Below are 17393 nucleotides of genomic sequence, written 5' to 3'. Positions count from 1 at the left end.
TTAACTGTTTCCTCATAGGCAGGAAACATTTTTCGACCATAGTATACAGTATGCGCCTTATCCTCAGACTGACCTTCAACATCGAAAAAGCATCGCACTGATAGCCGAGATTATCAATTTTTAAGGCTATTTTTTCTGTGTCAATCGAGCTTAAATCCATCAGCCATTAACATTTTCTCTAATAATTGATCGAGAGCTTTGGCTTTTACTTTAGGTGATTTATGTGACCTGGCTTCTGATAGCATTTTGGTTACTTTACGCTTTTTTGCTTCAGATGTTGATTTTGAGTAGACCCGTTCTTCCACCTCTTTAAATGTATTAAGCTCTTCCATTGCATTATCTACATAACCCCACAGGGCAGAATCAGAAACATGACCCGAAAGAAGTTTAACCTTTTTGATCACAAAGCTCTCGATATCTGCAGTGTAGTAATTTTTCTCATCCAGAAAAATTTTTAATCGGTTACGAACTTGTTTAGTAATAAACCTATGGCGAAAAAGATGTGGTGACGCGTCTGTGCTTTTTAGATATGTGCTGTCTCTGACTTCTTTAAAGTGGTCATATATACGTTTTTCGCTTAGGGGTCGTCCGTCGTCAGTAGTAAGTAGGCGACCGTGATCGTTGCTAATTATTCCTTTATTCTTTGCCTCAGATACCAACGGGTTACGATGAAATAGAATATAGTTGTAGATTTCTTCTATGACGGTATCTGGTATCGGAATCACACGTTTTTTGGTTTTATTTTTACCCTTGGTAGTAACAATTTCCAGTTTCGCAGTTTCTCCTGAGTCAATAAGTTTCTTTGCCTTTATCACGCTATGAATTGTGATTTTTGCAATTTCTGACTCTCTTGCTCCAGTAAATTCCATTACTGAAAGTAAACAGCACCATCGTTGATGAATAAATTCGTTATCAGTGAAGTCATATATGGCCTCTATCAATGTATCGATTGCATCGTCTTGGATTGGTCGTCGCTTGCCTGGAGATTTGCTTTCTAGTCGAGCTGGATGACTGTAATAACTAACCTCTCTGTTTGTTCCGCGAGGGCGGTGTTTAGAAATAGTGACATTGATTTGCGCTCTAATTTTTGGGTTGTCACTAATAATTTTCGTGGAGGTAGTGTGTCCTTTATTCTGTAAGTAAAATAATAATGAGAATAATCGATTTAGTATTTTGTTGACTTGGTTGTTATCTGCAGCTCTTCCATTCTTCGAGTGTTTAGGGGTCTGAAGAAACGTCACTAGCCCAGAGTGCCCTAATAAGCTCGAATCGAGTAAATCGGAAAAAGATAGCCTGGTATATTCTATATATTGAATAATTCTTGATAAGTGCCTTGCATAGGTTCCCAGTGTGGATTTTGCTATGTTGGGCTTTGTGTCGTATAGATCCAGAAGATAGTCAGTTGCTTCCCAGCAGATACTTCCGTTGGCATAGCATATAAGCGGGATGTCAGAGAAATCGTCACCTGTCTTACCTTTCATCAGATGAGGGTATTTGAAGGTTAAGTCGCACTCGCTATCTGTTTTTAATATAAGATGATTTCTCATTCTTGATCACTCAGGGCTGTTTGCAGCCCATGATGTTGGTGATGTCTTTTGATTGCATCTTGTATAACTTTGCTCTTTCTTTTTTCTTGTTTTAGAGTATTGAGTAAATCTAGGTAGGCATGGCGTACCATGATTAGTTCGTTAGTGAGTTTTTTTACCAGCCTTTCTTTTTCTCTTTTCTTGTTAAGTATTTCATGTTTTGTTTTTGATTTAATCTTTTTCTTTGCTAAGTCTGCTCCTCTCTCTAGGTTTTTTAAACTTTTTCTAAGGTTTTGGAGTTGTTCCCATAGCTCGGGGTGTTTGTCTCGTGCAGTATTAACCCCGACTTTACAAATGCCGATTTTATTGTCTTCCCATTTTAATAGTTTTTCATCAGATCTATGATATTCAAATCCTTTTGGAATTGATCCGCTTGTAACTATTTCCGTCATTGTTGTTATTCTGGCTTCGAGACTTAAAGCCGTTTTTCTACGTCTTTTGTTAGAGACATGATTATCAGTTATCATCGTTGCTCCTCCAGGTAAATTATTTGTGCATTGTGGCCATGCTTAATAATTCGGTAACCTTCTTCAAATTTTAACTTCAAATAACTCTCTAAATCTTGCTGGTTTATAATCTTAAGATTTTCGGTGTCAAAGTGTAATTCTGCAGATTTTTCCAATTTTTCTAATCCAGGTATGATAGGAGTGTCATCCTCTTGCATAATAAATGCTGTATATCTTGCTTCTTCCTCTGGTATTTCACTTGCTGCAATCTCCTCAGTGACGTAATGCATGGTTGCATCTATGTCGTTGTGCCCCATGAACCAAGAGAGTGCTGGAAGACCAGAAAATTTATCGTGCCAGAAGTATGTGATTGCAAAAAAGCGACGACATTCATGGCTTCGTAGATACCATCTCCTGCCTTCTTCTGTGCTTTTTATCTGTACGACGTCAGCAAAAAGCTCAATGGATGCATACATTTTTTGAGCTTCACGTTGAACTGCTTTTCTGGTTTTTTTTGTTGTGTTATATGAGGTTAAAAAAAGCGGTTCTAGTTCAGGATTCTCTTCAAGATATAAAAAATCATCAGGTCGTAGCTGAACTAGCAGATCAATAGCTTGTTCAGCTGCATCAGGGATCGGTCGTCCTATGAATGAAAGTGCTTCTACAGGGCTGGCTTTTCGCAGTCCAAAAACTATCTCCCAGCCTCCATCCAGCGCTGGACGTGTACAGTTGACTGTTAATCCGAGAGTTTCACTAATTCGCTTGCAGCTAAAAGTACTAATAATTATGAAGCTAGCGGCAACTAAACACTCGACAGCTTCTTCAATAGAAAGATGATCTCTAATGTAGGCATTATTCTTGTTTGTCGGGTTCGAATTGTACCGGGTGATACTGAGGCCTTGTGCTTTGAGGTTGTTCGTTAGTTCCTGTGTTAGATTTATATCAATTTGCTTGGCATAGTGATCTTTTCCTGACGTCTTTCCTTTCATCAAACTTTTTAATTGAGCATCGCAATCGTGTTTTGCCTTGACTAGATCAGGTCCAATTTGTGTAACCCATGCTAAGGATTTGTCTAGATATTCTAATGCAGTATGAATAGGAACTGTCGGTGTGCGTTCTTTATTCTTGTAGCCATATTTTTTTCCAAAGTCTGCAGCATTTAGTTCGGCGCACCAGCCTAGCCCTTCAAGCTCTTCAGTTAAAATACTGGCGAACCGCCCAATGATGCGAAAGCCGATCAGCATTCCACTAAGATTGCTGATGCTAACAGTGTCGGTGCCGGCACTTTTAAATTTCTTGGCTCGATTCGAAGGTAGTTCTCGTCCTGTACTATACTTTTGGTCGAGCCATTGAGGTAATTCAGCGGTCTCGAATGCGTTATTTATTACAGTTTGTAATCTTGCCGATGGCGCAATTGGCTTTTCATTTCCTTTCGTTATCCCTATTTCTTTGCATATTTTTGGATAATTAACTCGGCCTTTGTTTAGATAATTATTTAGTAAGTTATTATTTCGAGCCTGTCTCAGGTGCGATTCTATAAGATAGTACGTGCCATCAATCATCTGGCTGCCAAACCGGGCCTCAGAAATAAATTGCTCAATATCATGTTCGGTTAATATTCTGAATCCATACAGTTCAGGTTGATAGCCTTTTGTAATCATCCACTTGATGATTAGTATTAGGCTCCTAGCAATATCTGCTTGCTGTTGTGATCGTGTCGTCTCTTTATGTTCTCCGCCTTCACCTGATAGAAATGCATAACCTTGTCTTGCAAGAAAAACCATTTTTTGAATGGTTATTAGCAGCTGTTTGTAAATCTTGTCTGTTAATTTTTTCCCGTTTGGAAGTTTAATATTCCAATATATCTGTATTACTTTTTCCCATTTTTCTGAGTCAAGATTAAAGTAACTTCCGTGTTTTTTTAGTTTCCAGCTTGGAGATCTGAAATCAGATAGTAGCCAGTCTGCTTGCCATGATTTGTCAATACTTAGATTCGGTATTGTAAATTCGTCAATAGCTGTTGATTCGCTTTCAGTTTTTTTCAGAATAGCTTCTGTATAATCTTTCATGAACTAAACTCCAGAATTAGTGGATTGTTTAAGTTTTTATCAATCCCTTTGACCATTGTCCTTTTCTGAGCACGAGTACCTTGTATTCGAATAAACTGGAAGATTAATGTCGCTATATCAGCCCATTCTTTTAGTATTGGTGTGTGAGTTAATTCTGTGTTTATTTTGTGGTTTTCTTGTGCTGCGTGTAAAAAGGCGATGTTGTTTTCACTAATAATAAAGGTGAACTCCGTGTTGTCTTTTTCAATCTTATCTGTTTCCCGGATGGTTGCTTTTGCGCGCTTATATAGATCGCTGTCTACGATATTAGTGGAAAGGTACTCGTTAAGTTTTTCAACAGATGTGATATTCATGGCTGATTGTTGATAAGGTTTCTGATCTGTTGCTACTGCGATTAATAGGTGTTGAAATTGGCGGATTTTCTTTCGGTAAAAGAATTCTTGGAGTTCTTTAGGGATATAGTTTTTTATGGATACTTGGGTGCTATTTCCTAGAAAGCGGGATGCTGCTCTAGGGTCACCGCCGGATTGGTACCAAGCGAGGATGCCTCCAGTTACCCTAAGTTTCGAGAGGTTGGGTTCAGATAGGATAAGGTCTGGGCTATTTGAGCGGGAAACTAAGCGACGAAATCCGCTTTTAAATGCAGTGTGAGACATAATCTCTATCTTTCCCTCCGTGCGGACCCCGTCATGAATGAATAGATGTCGAGCTACTTTATTTGGTGCCTTTTTTCGAAGTGGGGCTGTCATTTTTTCTATCAGCCTTAAACAGTATTCGGCGTTGATCGTTGTTGTGTCTCTTTTAATTAATCTGTTTATTGGGCCCCCTGCGCGAGGTTTGTCATAATTTAAAAAATATGCTTCTAATGAATCATGGGGTGTGATAGTTTTAGTGTTCGGGTTGAACTCTAATCGATATAGGCTTTCTGGATTTATACCGGTCTCGTTTACAATAACTATTGCGCAAGCGGCAGCTAAGTCTGTTGACAAGCCTAAATGTTCCTGCAAAACTATTCGCCCACCAAACCTGTACAAGTGGTTATTGGCCCCAACGAAATCTCTTTGGACGAATCCATTTCTTTTGTAGTACAAAAAACCTACTAAGTTTCTTAAGCCTTCTTGGTTTGGAAGATATCCCGAGAAAAGGCTTAAATATTGACCGCTTCCGTTTGCTTTTAATTCAGTGTGCAATAACTCCGTACTCTCAAACATTGAGGGATCTGTATCTTGTATGTATCGTCTGCCGTCGGCGAAACGGTTTGCAGCTGCGCTGATATAATTTCGTGCCTGGTTGAGAAGTTGATTACGGTAGATCAATTGAGAATCCATGAATGCTTCGAGATATTCATTATCATCCATGGCCTGAAGGCTAGGTAGGTCCTTGCTATGCATTTCCTGTCTCCATTTTTTAGGGTTCATCGTGCCCAGGCAGGAAATGATTGATGAATCTTTGAGCAGCTTGTGGTTCGAAGGTAAGCCTTGGGGGATTGAGCTGGCAGGCAAGTAACCGACTTGTATTAAGTCCCGCATTAGTGCTGCCCATGCTAGGTAGTCGGAGTGGGCAGTGATGACGGTATTATTTCCGCGCTCGGAATATACGTATGACCTGAAGTGGGCACAGATGGGCTCGATATTGTCATGGGTCAGCGTGCCATATAGCGACTCGACGAACCCGGTAAACGTATTAAATGTATTAATTTTTCGTTTTTTTGCACTGTATTCATACTTTTCAGTCAGTATTTCTAAGCCGTTTTCTATGTTTTTCCCGAGGTCGCCAAAAGCCAGTTCATAGTTCATTGTCATTTTCGTCCAGTAAAAGCTATCTGATAACTATAATATAGAAAAGCCCATGTTTATAACTTGAATGCTGGACTATAAATCCATATAAATCAATTGATTAGATCTATCTGATAGGATCTAAGCAAAAGCGTGTGGCAAGTAAGAATTTGCAAGCAAGGTTGATGTCACAAGCTTTACGAAAAATCACCGGCAATATTAAAAATGCTAATTGTCTAGCCATCTTTATTAACCAAATTCGCATGAAAATTGGTGTGATGTTTGGTAACCCTGAAACAACTACAGGTGGTAATGCCCTCAAGTTTTACTCTTCAGTGCGCTTAGATATTCGCCGTATCGGTGCTGTTAAAGAGGGCGACGAGGTGGTGGGTTCAGAAACTCGTGTCAAAGTCGTTAAGAACAAAGTCGCTCCGCCGTTTAAGCAAACGGAGTTTCAAATCTTGTACGGTAAGGGAATTAACCGTATGGGAGAGATTGTCGATTATGGTGTGAAGCTAGGTTTTGTCGATAAAGCTGGCGCTTGGTATAGCTATAACGGAGATAAAATTGGTCAAGGTAAGGCTAATGCAATGCAATATCTGCGTGAGCACCAAGATATTGCTGAGTTTTTAGAGCAAAAAATCAAAGCCGAATTGTTAGGTTCTGAAGAAGAGCAGGGTGAAGATCCGCAACCTGAGCAAGCACCCTCTGACGCCTAGCTTAGAGTCGTAGGCCTGAGTCTATTGATAGGTGTATCACTGTCATGTTGGAAACTGAAAAGTCACAGGAACTATATCATGCGGCTGTGGCTTTACTTGCTCGGCGTGAATATAGCAAAGGCGAGCTTGAGGAGCGTCTGTTAAAGAAAACAGACGCTTATCATGAGGTTGAAGCTGTTGTAGAGCGTCTGAGTGAGCAAGGTTTACAGAGTGATGAACGATTTTGCGAAAGCTTTGTTCGTTATCGTATTGAGCAAGGGAAGGGGCCTTTGAAAATACGTCAGGACTTAAAGTTCAAAAAGATCAGTGAAGAGCTGATCTCGTTACACTTAGACATTGCTCGAGAGTTGTGGTTTGAGCGTGCTGTGTCCGTGCTCTTACGTAAGTTTCCCGCTTTGCCTCAAGAATCAGGTCAATTAGAAGCCAAAGAGAAAGCGAAGTGTTTACGTTTTCTGCTTTCGCGAGGCTTTAGCTCCGATATTGCCTATGATGCCTTAAATAAGGTATTTATGTCCTCACAAGCCTAATCTAGCGGCTGTTTTCCTCCTTTGAGACTGGTTCTCAGTCCAGAAAAGTATAATAACGTGACAATTTACTCAGCCTTGAGTGTTGTTTTAGGCGATAATAAGCCATGTTGTTAGATTACTTTCAGTTTCCTCCATGGATAAAGACCTACTAAGTAAATTTACCCCCTTTGATGGCCTTCAAGATGAGTACTTGCTAGAAGCTTTAAAGCAAACTCAAGTAGAGCAGGTTGCAAAAGGGCAGATGCTGTTTAAGCGAGGGCGAGCCATCTCTGCACGCTATTTTTTGCTTGAAGGGCATGTCGATCTTATAGACAGTCAATACAACTCAATGGCTGTTAAGTCTGGTACTGAACAAGCCCAGTCTATGTTGAACCCTGAGAGTCCAACTCGCTGCTCTTGTGTTGTTAAGTCGGTTAATGCCAAGGTTTTTAGTATTGATGCAGAAACCTTAGATCGTTTAACGGCTTGGTCTGAATCTGCTGAATCGGCCTTTGAAGCTGAGATGAGCGCGCGAAATCCTGTCTTTGATCCAACAGCGACAGGCAAGTTTGACGTAATTCAAGTTGATGAAGTACATGAAAATGAAGCGGGAGACTGGATGTCGGCGTTGTTAAAGTCGCCACTATTCAGCCGAGTCCCTTTAACCCATGTACAGGATTTATTTGCGCGTTTTGAAGATAGAGAAGTAAAGGCAGGCGATGTAATTATTAAAGAGGGTGAAAGGGGAGATTATTTTTATGTGATCGCTTCTGGTCGCGCTCAAGTCTCTAATCATTCAAATAGCGTTAATGTGCTTCTTAAACCAGGTAATCACTTTGGTGAAGAAGCTTTACTCGGTGCGACCTTGCGTAATGCTTCGGTGACGATGCTTGAGGATGGTGATCTGAAGCTACTTAATGCGGATGATTTTCAAGCTTTGCTTAGTGAACCGGTGCTTCAATATTTAGATGAAGATAGTTTCGCCCGAATTGAAGAAACTGCGGTGTTGATTGATGTGAAGATGCCCCTTGAGTTTCGCGTAAGTCATAGAAAAGGCTGTGTTAATGTGCCGCTATCACGTCTACGGGCAAGTATGCCTAAGCTTTATAAAGAAAAGCCCTATGTGATTCCTGCTGATGCGGGGAGTCGATCTAGAATTGCGGCCCACTTATTATGCCAAGAAGGTTTTGACGCCTACATATTAGAGCTGCCAGAAGCCGAGCCTCAAAATAGCGCACAAGCATAGTCATGCGTGGCTTGTTACTGTCTGCCTATGATGCAGCCAGTCATCAAAGCTGGCGTGAAGGGCTTGTTTCTAGCTTAAATCATATCGACTGGACAGAGCTTATTATGCCGGCCCGCCATTTCTCATGGCGCATTCGGGGTAATTCCCTTTATTTTGCTGAAGAAATTCAAGCATTAGATCAAAATTTTGATTTTATTTTAGCAACATCCATGGTCGATTTAGCGACACTTAAAGGCATGGTTCCTAAGCTGGCATCCATTCCGTGCCTTGTTTATTTTCATGAAAATCAATTTTCATACCCGCTTGGTAGTTCGGCCAAATTCAGCTTAGAGCCTGCAATGGTGAATTTTTATACGGCAATGGCTGCGGATCAACTTTTGTTTAACAGCGAATTTAATAAGGCGACATTTTTTGCAGGTTTAAGTGATTTATTAAAGCGCTTACCAGACTATGTTCCCAATGATATTTGTGAGAACTTGTCAGGAAAAAGTTCTGTTGTGCCAGTTGGTTTAAATAACGATGTATTTATAAAGCCACAAGTGACCAATGTGGGCGCTGCAAAAGCGCCAAGACAAGTGGTTTGGAACCATCGCTGGGAGTACGATAAAGGTCCTGAGCGACTGCTGGCTTTGGTGGCGGCTCTACCCGAGTCTTTAGATCTCCGCTTTCATATTCTTGGTCAGCGCTTCAGGCGTGAGCCAGAGTGTATGGCAAAGTTGCACCACTTGCTTTTATCGCGTGCTTGGTTAGGTGAGTGGGGGCCTATAGAGCAGCGCTCAGATTACTTGAAGGTATTAGCTTCAAGTGATTTTGTACTTTCTACTTCTTTGCATGACTTTCAAGGGTTGGCTGTTTTAGAGGGGGCGGCATTAGGTTGTACCCCTATCGTGCCAGATCGCCTTGCGTATAAAGAATTTATACCAGAGCACTTACGCTATAAAACCTGCCTTGATGTTGACGCTGAAGCTCAGCATGCAGCAGCATTGCTTACTAGCTTGTTGACATCAGGTGAGGGCAGGCCGCAGGTGGCTCAGGCTTGTTTACGCTGGGCTGAACTTAAACCACTTTACGAAGCGGCGATAATAAAAAGCCTTGAAAAGCCAATAAGTTAATATGAGTGGCCTGTTTGCAATGCTGCTTGCTTGGATTTAAATATCTGTCGGCAAAGAGTATGATTGTCGCCTTTTTATTAAGGTCGGCGTTTTCTGTTCAGACCTTCCGTTCGCTAAGAGAGAGAGCATGACTAAAGCACGTATTCTTACTGGTATCACCACTACTGGAACACCCCATCTAGGTAATTACGTTGGCGCCATTCGTCCGGCCATTCGAAGCGTAAGTGATGATGCTGAGACTTACTTTTTTCTTGCCGATTTACATGCACTGATTAAGTGTCAAGACCCTGAAAAAATTCACCAGAGCACCAAAGAAATAGCTGCTACTTGGTTGGCGCTAGGTTTGGACTGCGATAAAGCGGTTTTTTATCGTCAAAGTGATGTTCCTGAAATATCAGAGCTTAATTGGGTGCTGAGCTGCATGACAGCTAAGGGACTTATGAATCGTGCTCATGCGTATAAAGCTGCAGTTGATCAAAATACCGCTGACGGCCTAGATGCAGATGCTGCGGTTACTATGGGCCTGTTTAGTTACCCTGTGCTTATGGCGGCAGATATCTTGATGTTTAATGCATCGGATGTTCCTGTTGGTAGGGATCAAATTCAGCACGTAGAGATGGCTCGTGATATTGCGGCTCGGTTTAACCATCATTTTGGTGAAACATTCACTTTACCCAAGGCTCGAGTAGACGATAACGTTGCTGTATTGCAAGGTTTAGATGGTCGAAAAATGAGCAAAAGTTATAACAACACCATTCCTCTTTTCTTACCGGAAAAGAAACTGCGCAAGCATATTAACAAGATTAAAACGAACTTGTTGGAGCCTGGCCAAGCAAAAGACACTAATGACTCGACGGTGTTTCAGCTGTGGCAAGCCTTTGCTAACGAGGCTCAAATTGCTGATATGCGTCAAGCATTTGCTGATGGTATTGCTTGGGGAGAAGCTAAAAAGCAGCTTGCGGACCTTATCAATACTGAGCTTGCCGAGCCTCGTGAGCGCTACGAGGAGCTTTTAGCTGATACGGCTAAAATTGAGTCTGTTTTAAAGCAAGGGGCAGAAAAAGCACGTGATTTAAGTGCCCCTCTATTGGCGAACGTAAAGAAAGCTATTGGTATTCGTTGCCTTTAATCCCCGTTTTTCTTGTATTTGGCGTGATTTCGTAACACCGACTAGGCTTAGATTGTTACTATATTTAAGCTAGTCGGGGGCTTGTGTGCGTTCAACGCTATCAAATTATGCTTTTCTTTCTAGTGCGTCCCTGTTTTATGGCGCGCTTATCTTCTTTGTCGATAGCAAGCTTCTTCTTTTGCTTGGTTTTATTTTTGTCGTTGTTTGCTGTGCTTGGCTGCTTTTTCGTTCCAGCTTCGAAGAGACCGAAAATGCCCATGTGCTTGCAGACGATACTGCCTGTCTAAAGCATTTTGATGAAGAGTTTGAAGCCTTGAGTCGTCCTTTGAGTGATGACTTAGATGATCTTTCTACAAATATTCAGTCGCTTAGTGAGAATGCTAGCTTACAGCTTCATAAAAGCTTTCAAATGTTGTCAGAGTCGTCAGAGCACGGCAAAGATCTGCTCGCACAAATTGTAAAAAGGTTATCAGCAGAAGGTGGCGATGAGGTTTCACTTAAAGGTTTTGCCAATGAGGTCGGTCATATTCTTGATGATTACGTCAAACTCTTTGTTGATATCAGTGATAAAAGTGTCCAAGCCGTTCATAAAATTCAGGATATGGTACTGCAGTTTGATGAGATGTTTGGCTTGATTAAAGATATTCGAGGCATTGCAGATCAAACGAACCTACTCGCCTTAAATGCAGCTATTGAAGCTGCTAGAGCGGGGGAGTCCGGTAGGGGCTTTGCCGTGGTTGCAGATGAGGTAAGAAAGCTTTCTCAGGATTCGAACACGCTTTCAGAGCAAATACGTGAGAAAGCAGAAGCTGCTAAAAATACCGTAAGCAGTGTTGAAAGTGTGGTGGGGGAAATAGCGTCGTTGGATATGAATATTGCCATTGATGCTAAGGGGCATTTAGATGCGATGATAAATGAGTTGGAACAAGTTAACGTGCAAGTTGCTCGTAGTGTTAAGGAAGGCGCTCAGGTTGGCAGTGAAATTAATCAAGAAATATCTGAAGCCATGACGGCGCTGCAAACTGGGGATCAGGTGGCGCAATATGCTCTTAAAATAAACCACATTGCTAAACATATACAAGGCTTGTTAGAGGCGGTTCTACAACACAGTAATGGGGATTTAAATGAACAGATTGAGCAGCGTGTCGAGCGCCTTCAAACTTTGCCTCGCTATCAAAATAAACAAAGTGGCGGCCATGGCCAAAGTCACGATATAGAGCTGTATTAGGAGCACTTCATGCAATTAACAAAAACGGATGCGATGACTTATACCTTAAGCTTAGATGAGAGGTTTGATTTTAGTTGCGTAGAAAACTTTAGGCGTTCTTATGAGGATGTTGATTTGAGCTCGGTTAATACACTGATTCTTGACTTTTCCTTAACCAAGTATATCGATAGCTCTGCTTTGGGCATGTTGATCAACGCCAAAGGTTATTTTTCAGAAAGTTCGGTCACTATTATTCTTTCAAACTGTAATGCGCAGATACGAAAACTTTTTAGTATCTCTCGTTTTGATCTCAAATTTATAATTTCTTAGTTAATGGCACATAGCAGTGGATGCATAGTATGAAGATCTTGGTGGTTGATGATCACGCTTATAATAGGGAGTTACTTGGATTTATTTTAGAGGACCATAATTATGAGGCGATTTATGCTGAAAATGGTAAGCAGGCGCTAGAGACTGTTTTATCAGACACAAGTATTGCTTTGGTGCTTATGGATGTGATGATGCCCGTAATGGATGGTATCGAAGCGACTTTAGAAATTAAAAAACACTGTGAAGATCGTTTTCTTCCCGTGTTGTTTGTTACTGCACTTGATGATGAAAAAAACATTACTAACTGTCTTAATGCTGGCGGTGATGATTTTGTTCCAAAACCTGTGAGCGAAAGTATCTTAGTGGCTAAGTTACAGGCACATAAGAGAACCAAGGCTATTTATGATCAAGTTAAAAAGGTGAATGAGGAACTGACTTATCACAGGCAGTTAGTAGATCGAGAGCACAGCATAGTTGAACACATTTTTGAAAACGCCTCTAAACGCTTGCAGACCGAATGCGATAATTTAGCTATTTATACGTCTCCGATGTCTATGTTTAACGGCGATTTGGTACTGAGCTCACCATCACCGTCGGGCGGGCTATATCTTCTGGTTGGGGATTTTACTGGGCATGGTCTTGCGGCATCTATTGGTACTTTACCAGTAACGGAAATATTCTTTCAGCTTGTAAAGGAGCAGGCAAGTGTTGGTTATGTAGCCACTCAAATGAATCAGCGTCTATCAATGTTATTACCTTGTAATATGTTTTTTTGTGCTGCTATCGCTGAGCTCGATCATTCTGGCAAAAATTTAACGCTGTGGCTGGGTGGAATGAATGATGTTTTATGTAAAAAGGCAGGCAAGAGTGTGCACTCTATTTCATCTAGGCATATGCCACTGGGCATATTAAGTGATGAAGAGTTTGATGATAGCCCTGAGCTGATTGAGATGCAGCAAGGTGATCGTCTTTATGTTTACACCGATGGCGTAACAGAGGCGCTAAATACTTATGGTGAGGAGTACGGCCAAGAGAGGCTTGAGGCCTTCATTCAAAGTGCCGATGGCGATGCCTTAGAAAGTATTATTGCTAGTGTTTATGATTTCTCAGCTCAAGGTGAGCAAACTGATGATGTAAGTATTGTTGAGCTGTATAGCTCTGAGTTGATACATAGAGATAAAGGCAGCGGTGAGATAGTAGAAATTGGGGCGGATTATCACTCACTTGATTCTATCCCTTGGAGTTTGAGTTTACATCTTGCAGATGAAGACCTTAAACGCTGTGATGTGGTGAGCCAGCTTATGGCCGTACTAAGTGCTATTAAAGGAATAGAGGCGCATCAGGATAAGGTTTTTACCATTGTTAGTGAGCTCTACAATAATGCTTTAGAGCACGGTGTATTGGGGCTAGATTCGTCAATGAAGTCCGATGCGGAAGGCTTTGAGCGCTATTATAAGCTCAGGCAAGAAAAGCTTGAAAATCTAGACGGGGAGTACATAGATATTCGTTTTGCTTTTATTCGTGCTCAGCCTAATCGTATCGAACTTGAGATTATTGATAGTGGCTCAGGCTTTGATATTGAGGCACTACAACATCGACCAGGGCAAGAAGAGCAGAGTCATGGCCGAGGGGTGTCCTTACTTCAACAGTTGTGCTCATCGATTCAGTACAGCTCTGGTGGTCGGCAAGTGAATGCTTGTTATGACTTTGTTTAACTCCAGAGTGTAAGTTACTTTATTTATAAGCTTGGCTTAAGCTTTTAAACAAACCGCTGCAAAGTTGTTGCAACTCTTCCTTGGAGCTTATGTAAGGAGGCATGCAATACACAAGCTTTCCAAAGGGCCTAAGCCAGATACCGTGCTTCACAAATAAAGGCTGAAGAATTCTTAAATCTACTTGTTCTTTCATTTCAACTACGCCAATTGCTCCAAGTACACGAACATCTTCAACGGCGCTCATAGTTAAGCAAGGTGCTAAGCCTTCTTTAAGCACCTGCTCTATTTGGCTAACTTGTTGCTGCCAGTTATTTTCCGAGAGTAGATTTAAACTTCGCCCAGCGACGGCACACGCAAGCGGGTTGGCCATAAAAGTTGGGCCGTGCATAAAAACACCGGCTTCACCTTGTTGGATCACCTCAGCAATGTCACTACTGCACAGTGTTGCAGCTAGGGTGATATAGCCTGCTGAGAGCGTTTTTCCAAGGCACATAATATCCGGAGAAATAGCTGCGTGCTCACACGCGAATAGCTTGCCTGTTCTACCTAATCCCGTTGCTATTTCGTCCGCAATAAGAGGAATGTTGTAGTCTTGGCTTAACTTTCGAACTTGCTTAAGGTAGTTGCTGTGGTAGAAGCGCATACCGCCAGTCCCTTGCACAATGGGTTCTAGAATGATGCCAGCTATATCGTCATGGTGCTTTTCCAATAAGTCCTTAAAGCTATCTAGATCATCTTCATCCCAGCTATCTGCAAAACGGCTCTGTGGGGCCTCTGCAAAGAGTTGCTCTTTTATTGCATCACTAAATAAGCTGTGCATGCCCGTAATGGGGTCACAGACTGACATCGCCATAAAGGTATCGCCGTGGTAACCCTTTTTCAAAGTTAAAAAACGGCTGCGTTGTTGGCCTTTACTTGCCCAGTATTGAATAGCCATTTTCATAGCGACTTCAACAGCAACAGAGCCAGAGTCACTAAAGAATACATGCTGCAAGGGGGCAGGGCTTATATCAACAAGCTGCTTTGCTAGCGCTACAGCAGGTTCATGGGTTAGCCCTCCGAACATAATGTGAGCCATTTTTTGGCTTTGTTCTAGTAGTGCTTTATTGAGCTCGGGGTGATTATAGCCGTGAAGAGTGCTCCACCAAGAGCTCATGCCATCAATGATCTCAGGGCCTTCTTTGAGTTTCAGTTTGACACCTTGAGCGGATTCCACAGCAAAAAGTGGCATGTCATTATTGAGTGCAGAATATGGGTGCCAGACATGTTTACGATCTAGTTCGATTAGCTGGGCGAGGTCAAATTGAGTCATCGTGCTGTGAATATGCTAGGAAAGGGCGCAGTTTGAGTTACTTGGTGCTTATGAGCAAGTTTATGCGGCAAACATGGGTTTTTGACTGTACTCAATGTGTTCTAGCAGGGTGTTAAGTTGGCTCAGTGCTAATTCTTGCTCTTGCTTGAATAAGAAGCGAGCGCGTTGATGGAAGCTGGGTTTTCGCTCTGTACTTTGTTCTAGAAGCTGTGCTTTCAAGTTGATGTCAAAGTGCTGGTTGAAGTAGAGTCTTAAGTCATAGTCTTGAGTGCGTGATAAAGGTGTTGTTAATTCAGCCCCCCAAAAGTCAATTGCAATGCCTCGACTATTGATATTGCGAAGATGGGCATTTAAGCGAAGGTGGTTAAAACGAGTACTTTGTGTTGTTAGTTGAACTTCGGGGCCTTTGTAATCGGCAAAGCGCAGTCTGTTTTCCCAGCGGCGATTAGTACTCCATCGGCACTGTTCTAAAACACAGTTAAGTAGTCCTTGCTGGTAACTCTCGACATAGAGTCTACAGATAAGATCTTCGTCGTCATGGCGTAAACGAATGAATACCGTACGCTGACCACGTAAGTCGATGTTTGAGCTAAGAAGAAGTTGTTGGCCTTGTTTTAACTCTAAGTCAGCGCCTAATAGCAGGGCAGGTGCTGGGCTTTGCAGTTGGGCTTGCCATAGCTCCAGTTGACGCTTGTGATTGATTGCGTTTAATAAACATTGAAGTTGAGCACGTTGCAATTGCATAGTTACTTTACAAAGAATGAAGGTTACTTATTGGTTTCTTTGCAAAGGCTTTGCCATAACGCTTGAGCAGGGCTTAGTTGCTCTAAGCTCGCCTAAACATCGTGTTTGTGACTGGTCTTTAAGGTGAGTCGCAGTAGCTAAAATAGGCCAAGCTTGTGTGTTTTAGGAAGTATCTTGCCGCTTCTTTCCTGTCTGGCCATATTTAGTCGATATGGGTGACATCGATAAACATACTGTCTTTGATGGTATTTGCTTCTTTATCAATATTAGTTGAACTAACCGTTGCTTCATTAAACTCGTATTCTGGCTTTTCGGCGCTACGGTCGACATGTAGGTTTTCAAAGTCAAACAGCTCGGTATCAGCAAGCTGGCTTGCTGATACATTTTGGATGGAGCTAAATATACTTTCTATACGCCCAGGGAACTCTTTGTCCCATTGTTTGAGCATCGCTTTGATATTTTGGCGCTGTAAATTTTCTTGTGAGCCACAAAGGTTACAAGGAATGATCGGGAATTCACGTTGCTCCGCATAGCTGATAAGGTCGCTTTCTTTACAATAAGCAAGCGGTCGAATAATGACATTGCGCTTATCGTCAGAAAGTAGCTTTGGCGGCATGGCTTTTAAACGAGAGCCAAAAAACATGTTTAGGAATAAAGTCTCAACAATATCATCACGATGATGGCCCAAGGCAATTTTATTAGCGCCTATTTCTTCGGCGAAGGAGTACAGTGTGCCGCGTCGTAAGCGTGAACAAAGTCCGCAGGTTGTTTTTCCTTCCGGGATTTTAGATCGAACCACCGAATAAGTGTCTTTATCTACTATATAGAAAGGAACGCCTATCTTACTTAGGTATTCGGGAAGTATATGCTCAGGAAAACCAGGCTGCTTTTGGTCGAGGTTGACGGCGATCACTTCAAAGTTTACTGGTGCCGTTTTTTGTAAATGAACCAAAATATCCAACATGGCAAATGAGTCTTTACCGCCAGATAGGCAAGCCATAATAACATCACCCTCTTCGATCATGCTGTAGTCGGCAATGGCTTGGCCCACGTGTCTACGAATACGCTTCTGAAGTTTATTATATTCCGTTTTACTTTTAAGTTGCTTAGACATTGATAGGGGCCACGCTAGTAATACAGGCAGGGTTAGTTTAAAAAATGATTGCCCTGTAGGTTGAATAGGTACTTACTTTACTAACCTCAGCTGCTGGTATGCGCCATACCTGTTCATCTGAGTATAATTAAGCGGCGCGATTTTAACTTAAAGCAAGTACTAAGGGCATGGTTTTTTCTGGTCTTATTGCCCGTCTTGGTTTGATAGTTATTTTTTATAGTCAAATCCGATTAGCTTGAGACACTAAGGCCTCTTATACTGCATAAGTGGGGCGAAGAAGTAAGTCGGTATTTATTTATTACTAGTTTACTGGTTTGTTACTAGCTTACTGGTGGTGTTTGGTACTATTGAGCCGTACTTATACTGCTGTGCACATGTTAGTC

The 17393-nt window shown here is 41.8% G+C and carries 14 protein-coding genes and 1 pseudogene; 8 read left to right on the top strand and 7 right to left on the bottom strand.

What is annotated here, in order from left to right; all coding sequences use genetic code 11:
* Positions 1-140: 140 nt before the first annotated feature.
* From AB1S55_RS14860 to AB1S55_RS14845, 4 genes are read right to left on the bottom strand one after another with little or no spacing between them, the layout of a single operon-like run.
* Complete coding sequence (locus tag AB1S55_RS14860; protein ID WP_370978965.1) at positions 141-1547, bottom strand: tyrosine-type recombinase/integrase; 1407 nt, start codon at positions 1545-1547, stop codon at positions 141-143.
* Positions 1544-2053 carry a hypothetical protein gene (locus AB1S55_RS14855; RefSeq protein ID WP_370978964.1) on the bottom strand — a complete coding sequence of 170 codons (510 nt, stop codon included), beginning with the start codon at positions 2051-2053 and terminating at the stop codon, positions 1544-1546. The genes AB1S55_RS14860 and AB1S55_RS14855 overlap by 4 nt, the downstream gene beginning before the upstream one ends.
* Entirely contained in the window at positions 2050-4101 is a 2052-nt protein-coding gene (locus AB1S55_RS14850; protein WP_370978963.1) for a hypothetical protein, read from the bottom strand. Before AB1S55_RS14850 ends, AB1S55_RS14855 begins: the two co-directional genes overlap by 4 nt.
* On the bottom strand, positions 4098-5897 hold the full coding sequence (locus AB1S55_RS14845) for a hypothetical protein (protein WP_370978962.1): 1800 nt from the start codon (positions 5895-5897) through the stop codon (positions 4098-4100). The genes AB1S55_RS14850 and AB1S55_RS14845 overlap by 4 nt, the downstream gene beginning before the upstream one ends.
* A 149-nt stretch (positions 5898-6046) precedes the next feature.
* On the opposite strand from AB1S55_RS14845, the pseudogene AB1S55_RS14840 reads away from it, so the two are divergent.
* From AB1S55_RS14840 to AB1S55_RS14805, 8 genes and pseudogenes are all read left to right on the top strand, one after another.
* A pseudogene (locus AB1S55_RS14840) lies at positions 6047-6595 on the top strand (DNA recombination/repair protein RecA); the annotation flags it as partial.
* Between the two features lie 44 nt (positions 6596-6639).
* Positions 6640-7122 carry a regulatory protein RecX gene (locus tag AB1S55_RS14835; RefSeq protein WP_370978961.1) on the top strand — a complete coding sequence of 161 codons (483 nt, stop codon included), beginning with the start codon at positions 6640-6642 and terminating at the stop codon, positions 7120-7122.
* Between the two features lie 133 nt (positions 7123-7255).
* Positions 7256-8347: a cyclic nucleotide-binding domain-containing protein gene (locus AB1S55_RS14830; RefSeq protein ID WP_370978960.1), complete on the top strand. Its 1092-nt coding sequence runs from the start codon at positions 7256-7258 to the stop codon at positions 8345-8347.
* A gap of 2 nt (positions 8348-8349) precedes the next feature.
* Positions 8350-9459, top strand: coding sequence for a DUF3524 domain-containing protein (locus AB1S55_RS14825; RefSeq protein WP_370978959.1), 1110 nt, complete (start codon positions 8350-8352; stop codon positions 9457-9459).
* 127 nt (positions 9460-9586) lie between these two features.
* The gene (locus AB1S55_RS14820; protein WP_370978958.1) at positions 9587-10588 is read left to right on the top strand and encodes a tryptophan--tRNA ligase; all 1002 of its coding nucleotides are present in this window, start codon (positions 9587-9589) and stop codon (positions 10586-10588) included.
* 409 nt (positions 10589-10997) lie between these two features.
* Entirely contained in the window at positions 10998-11816 is an 819-nt protein-coding gene (locus AB1S55_RS14815; protein WP_370981604.1) for a methyl-accepting chemotaxis protein, read from the top strand.
* Between the two features lie 9 nt (positions 11817-11825).
* The gene (locus AB1S55_RS14810; RefSeq protein WP_370978957.1) at positions 11826-12125 is read left to right on the top strand and encodes an STAS domain-containing protein; all 300 of its coding nucleotides are present in this window, start codon (positions 11826-11828) and stop codon (positions 12123-12125) included.
* A 29-nt stretch (positions 12126-12154) separates the two neighbouring features.
* Complete coding sequence (locus AB1S55_RS14805) at positions 12155-13840, top strand: SpoIIE family protein phosphatase (RefSeq protein WP_370978956.1); 1686 nt, start codon at positions 12155-12157, stop codon at positions 13838-13840.
* 19 nt (positions 13841-13859) lie between these two features.
* Here AB1S55_RS14805 and bioA read toward each other — a convergent pair whose 3' ends face one another.
* From bioA to ttcA, 3 genes are all read right to left on the bottom strand, one after another.
* A complete protein-coding gene (bioA, locus tag AB1S55_RS14800) occupies positions 13860-15152 on the bottom strand; it encodes an adenosylmethionine--8-amino-7-oxononanoate transaminase (RefSeq protein ID WP_370978955.1) in 1293 nt (430 codons plus the stop codon).
* Positions 15153-15212: 60 nt separating this feature from the next.
* On the bottom strand, positions 15213-15896 hold the full coding sequence (locus AB1S55_RS14795; protein WP_370978954.1) for a hypothetical protein: 684 nt from the start codon (positions 15894-15896) through the stop codon (positions 15213-15215).
* Positions 15897-16098: 202 nt separating this feature from the next.
* Entirely contained in the window at positions 16099-17010 is a 912-nt protein-coding gene (ttcA, locus tag AB1S55_RS14790; RefSeq protein WP_370978953.1) for a tRNA 2-thiocytidine(32) synthetase TtcA, read from the bottom strand.
* Between the last annotated feature and the right edge of the window lie 383 nt (positions 17011-17393).

The sequence above is a fragment of the Agaribacterium sp. ZY112 genome (assembly GCF_041346925.1).
GTDB lineage: Bacteria > Pseudomonadota > Gammaproteobacteria > Pseudomonadales > Cellvibrionaceae > Agaribacterium.
This window is presented reverse-complemented; position numbering and strand designations above follow the sequence as displayed.

Bases quoted from the DNA above. Each gene is read 5' to 3' on its own strand.
- AB1S55_RS14860 (WP_370978965.1), bottom strand. From the start codon at position 1,547: ATGAGAAATCATCTTATATTAAAAACAGATAGCGAGTGCGACTTAACC.
- AB1S55_RS14855 (WP_370978964.1), bottom strand. From the start codon at position 2,053: ATGATAACTGATAATCATGTCTCTAACAAAAGACGTAGAAAAACGGCT.
- AB1S55_RS14850 (WP_370978963.1), bottom strand. From the start codon at position 4,101: ATGAAAGATTATACAGAAGCTATTCTGAAAAAAACTGAAAGCGAATCA.
- AB1S55_RS14845 (WP_370978962.1), bottom strand. From the start codon at position 5,897: ATGAACTATGAACTGGCTTTTGGCGACCTCGGGAAAAACATAGAAAAC.
- AB1S55_RS14835 (WP_370978961.1), top strand. From the start codon at position 6,640: ATGTTGGAAACTGAAAAGTCACAGGAACTATATCATGCGGCTGTGGCT.
- AB1S55_RS14830 (WP_370978960.1), top strand. From the start codon at position 7,256: ATGGATAAAGACCTACTAAGTAAATTTACCCCCTTTGATGGCCTTCAA.
- AB1S55_RS14825 (WP_370978959.1), top strand. From the start codon at position 8,350: ATGCGTGGCTTGTTACTGTCTGCCTATGATGCAGCCAGTCATCAAAGC.
- AB1S55_RS14820 (WP_370978958.1), top strand. From the start codon at position 9,587: ATGACTAAAGCACGTATTCTTACTGGTATCACCACTACTGGAACACCC.
- AB1S55_RS14815 (WP_370981604.1), top strand. From the start codon at position 10,998: ATGTTGTCAGAGTCGTCAGAGCACGGCAAAGATCTGCTCGCACAAATT.
- AB1S55_RS14810 (WP_370978957.1), top strand. From the start codon at position 11,826: ATGCAATTAACAAAAACGGATGCGATGACTTATACCTTAAGCTTAGAT.
- AB1S55_RS14805 (WP_370978956.1), top strand. From the start codon at position 12,155: ATGAAGATCTTGGTGGTTGATGATCACGCTTATAATAGGGAGTTACTT.
- bioA (WP_370978955.1), bottom strand. From the start codon at position 15,152: ATGACTCAATTTGACCTCGCCCAGCTAATCGAACTAGATCGTAAACAT.
- AB1S55_RS14795 (WP_370978954.1), bottom strand. From the start codon at position 15,896: ATGCAATTGCAACGTGCTCAACTTCAATGTTTATTAAACGCAATCAAT.
- ttcA (WP_370978953.1), bottom strand. From the start codon at position 17,010: ATGTCTAAGCAACTTAAAAGTAAAACGGAATATAATAAACTTCAGAAG.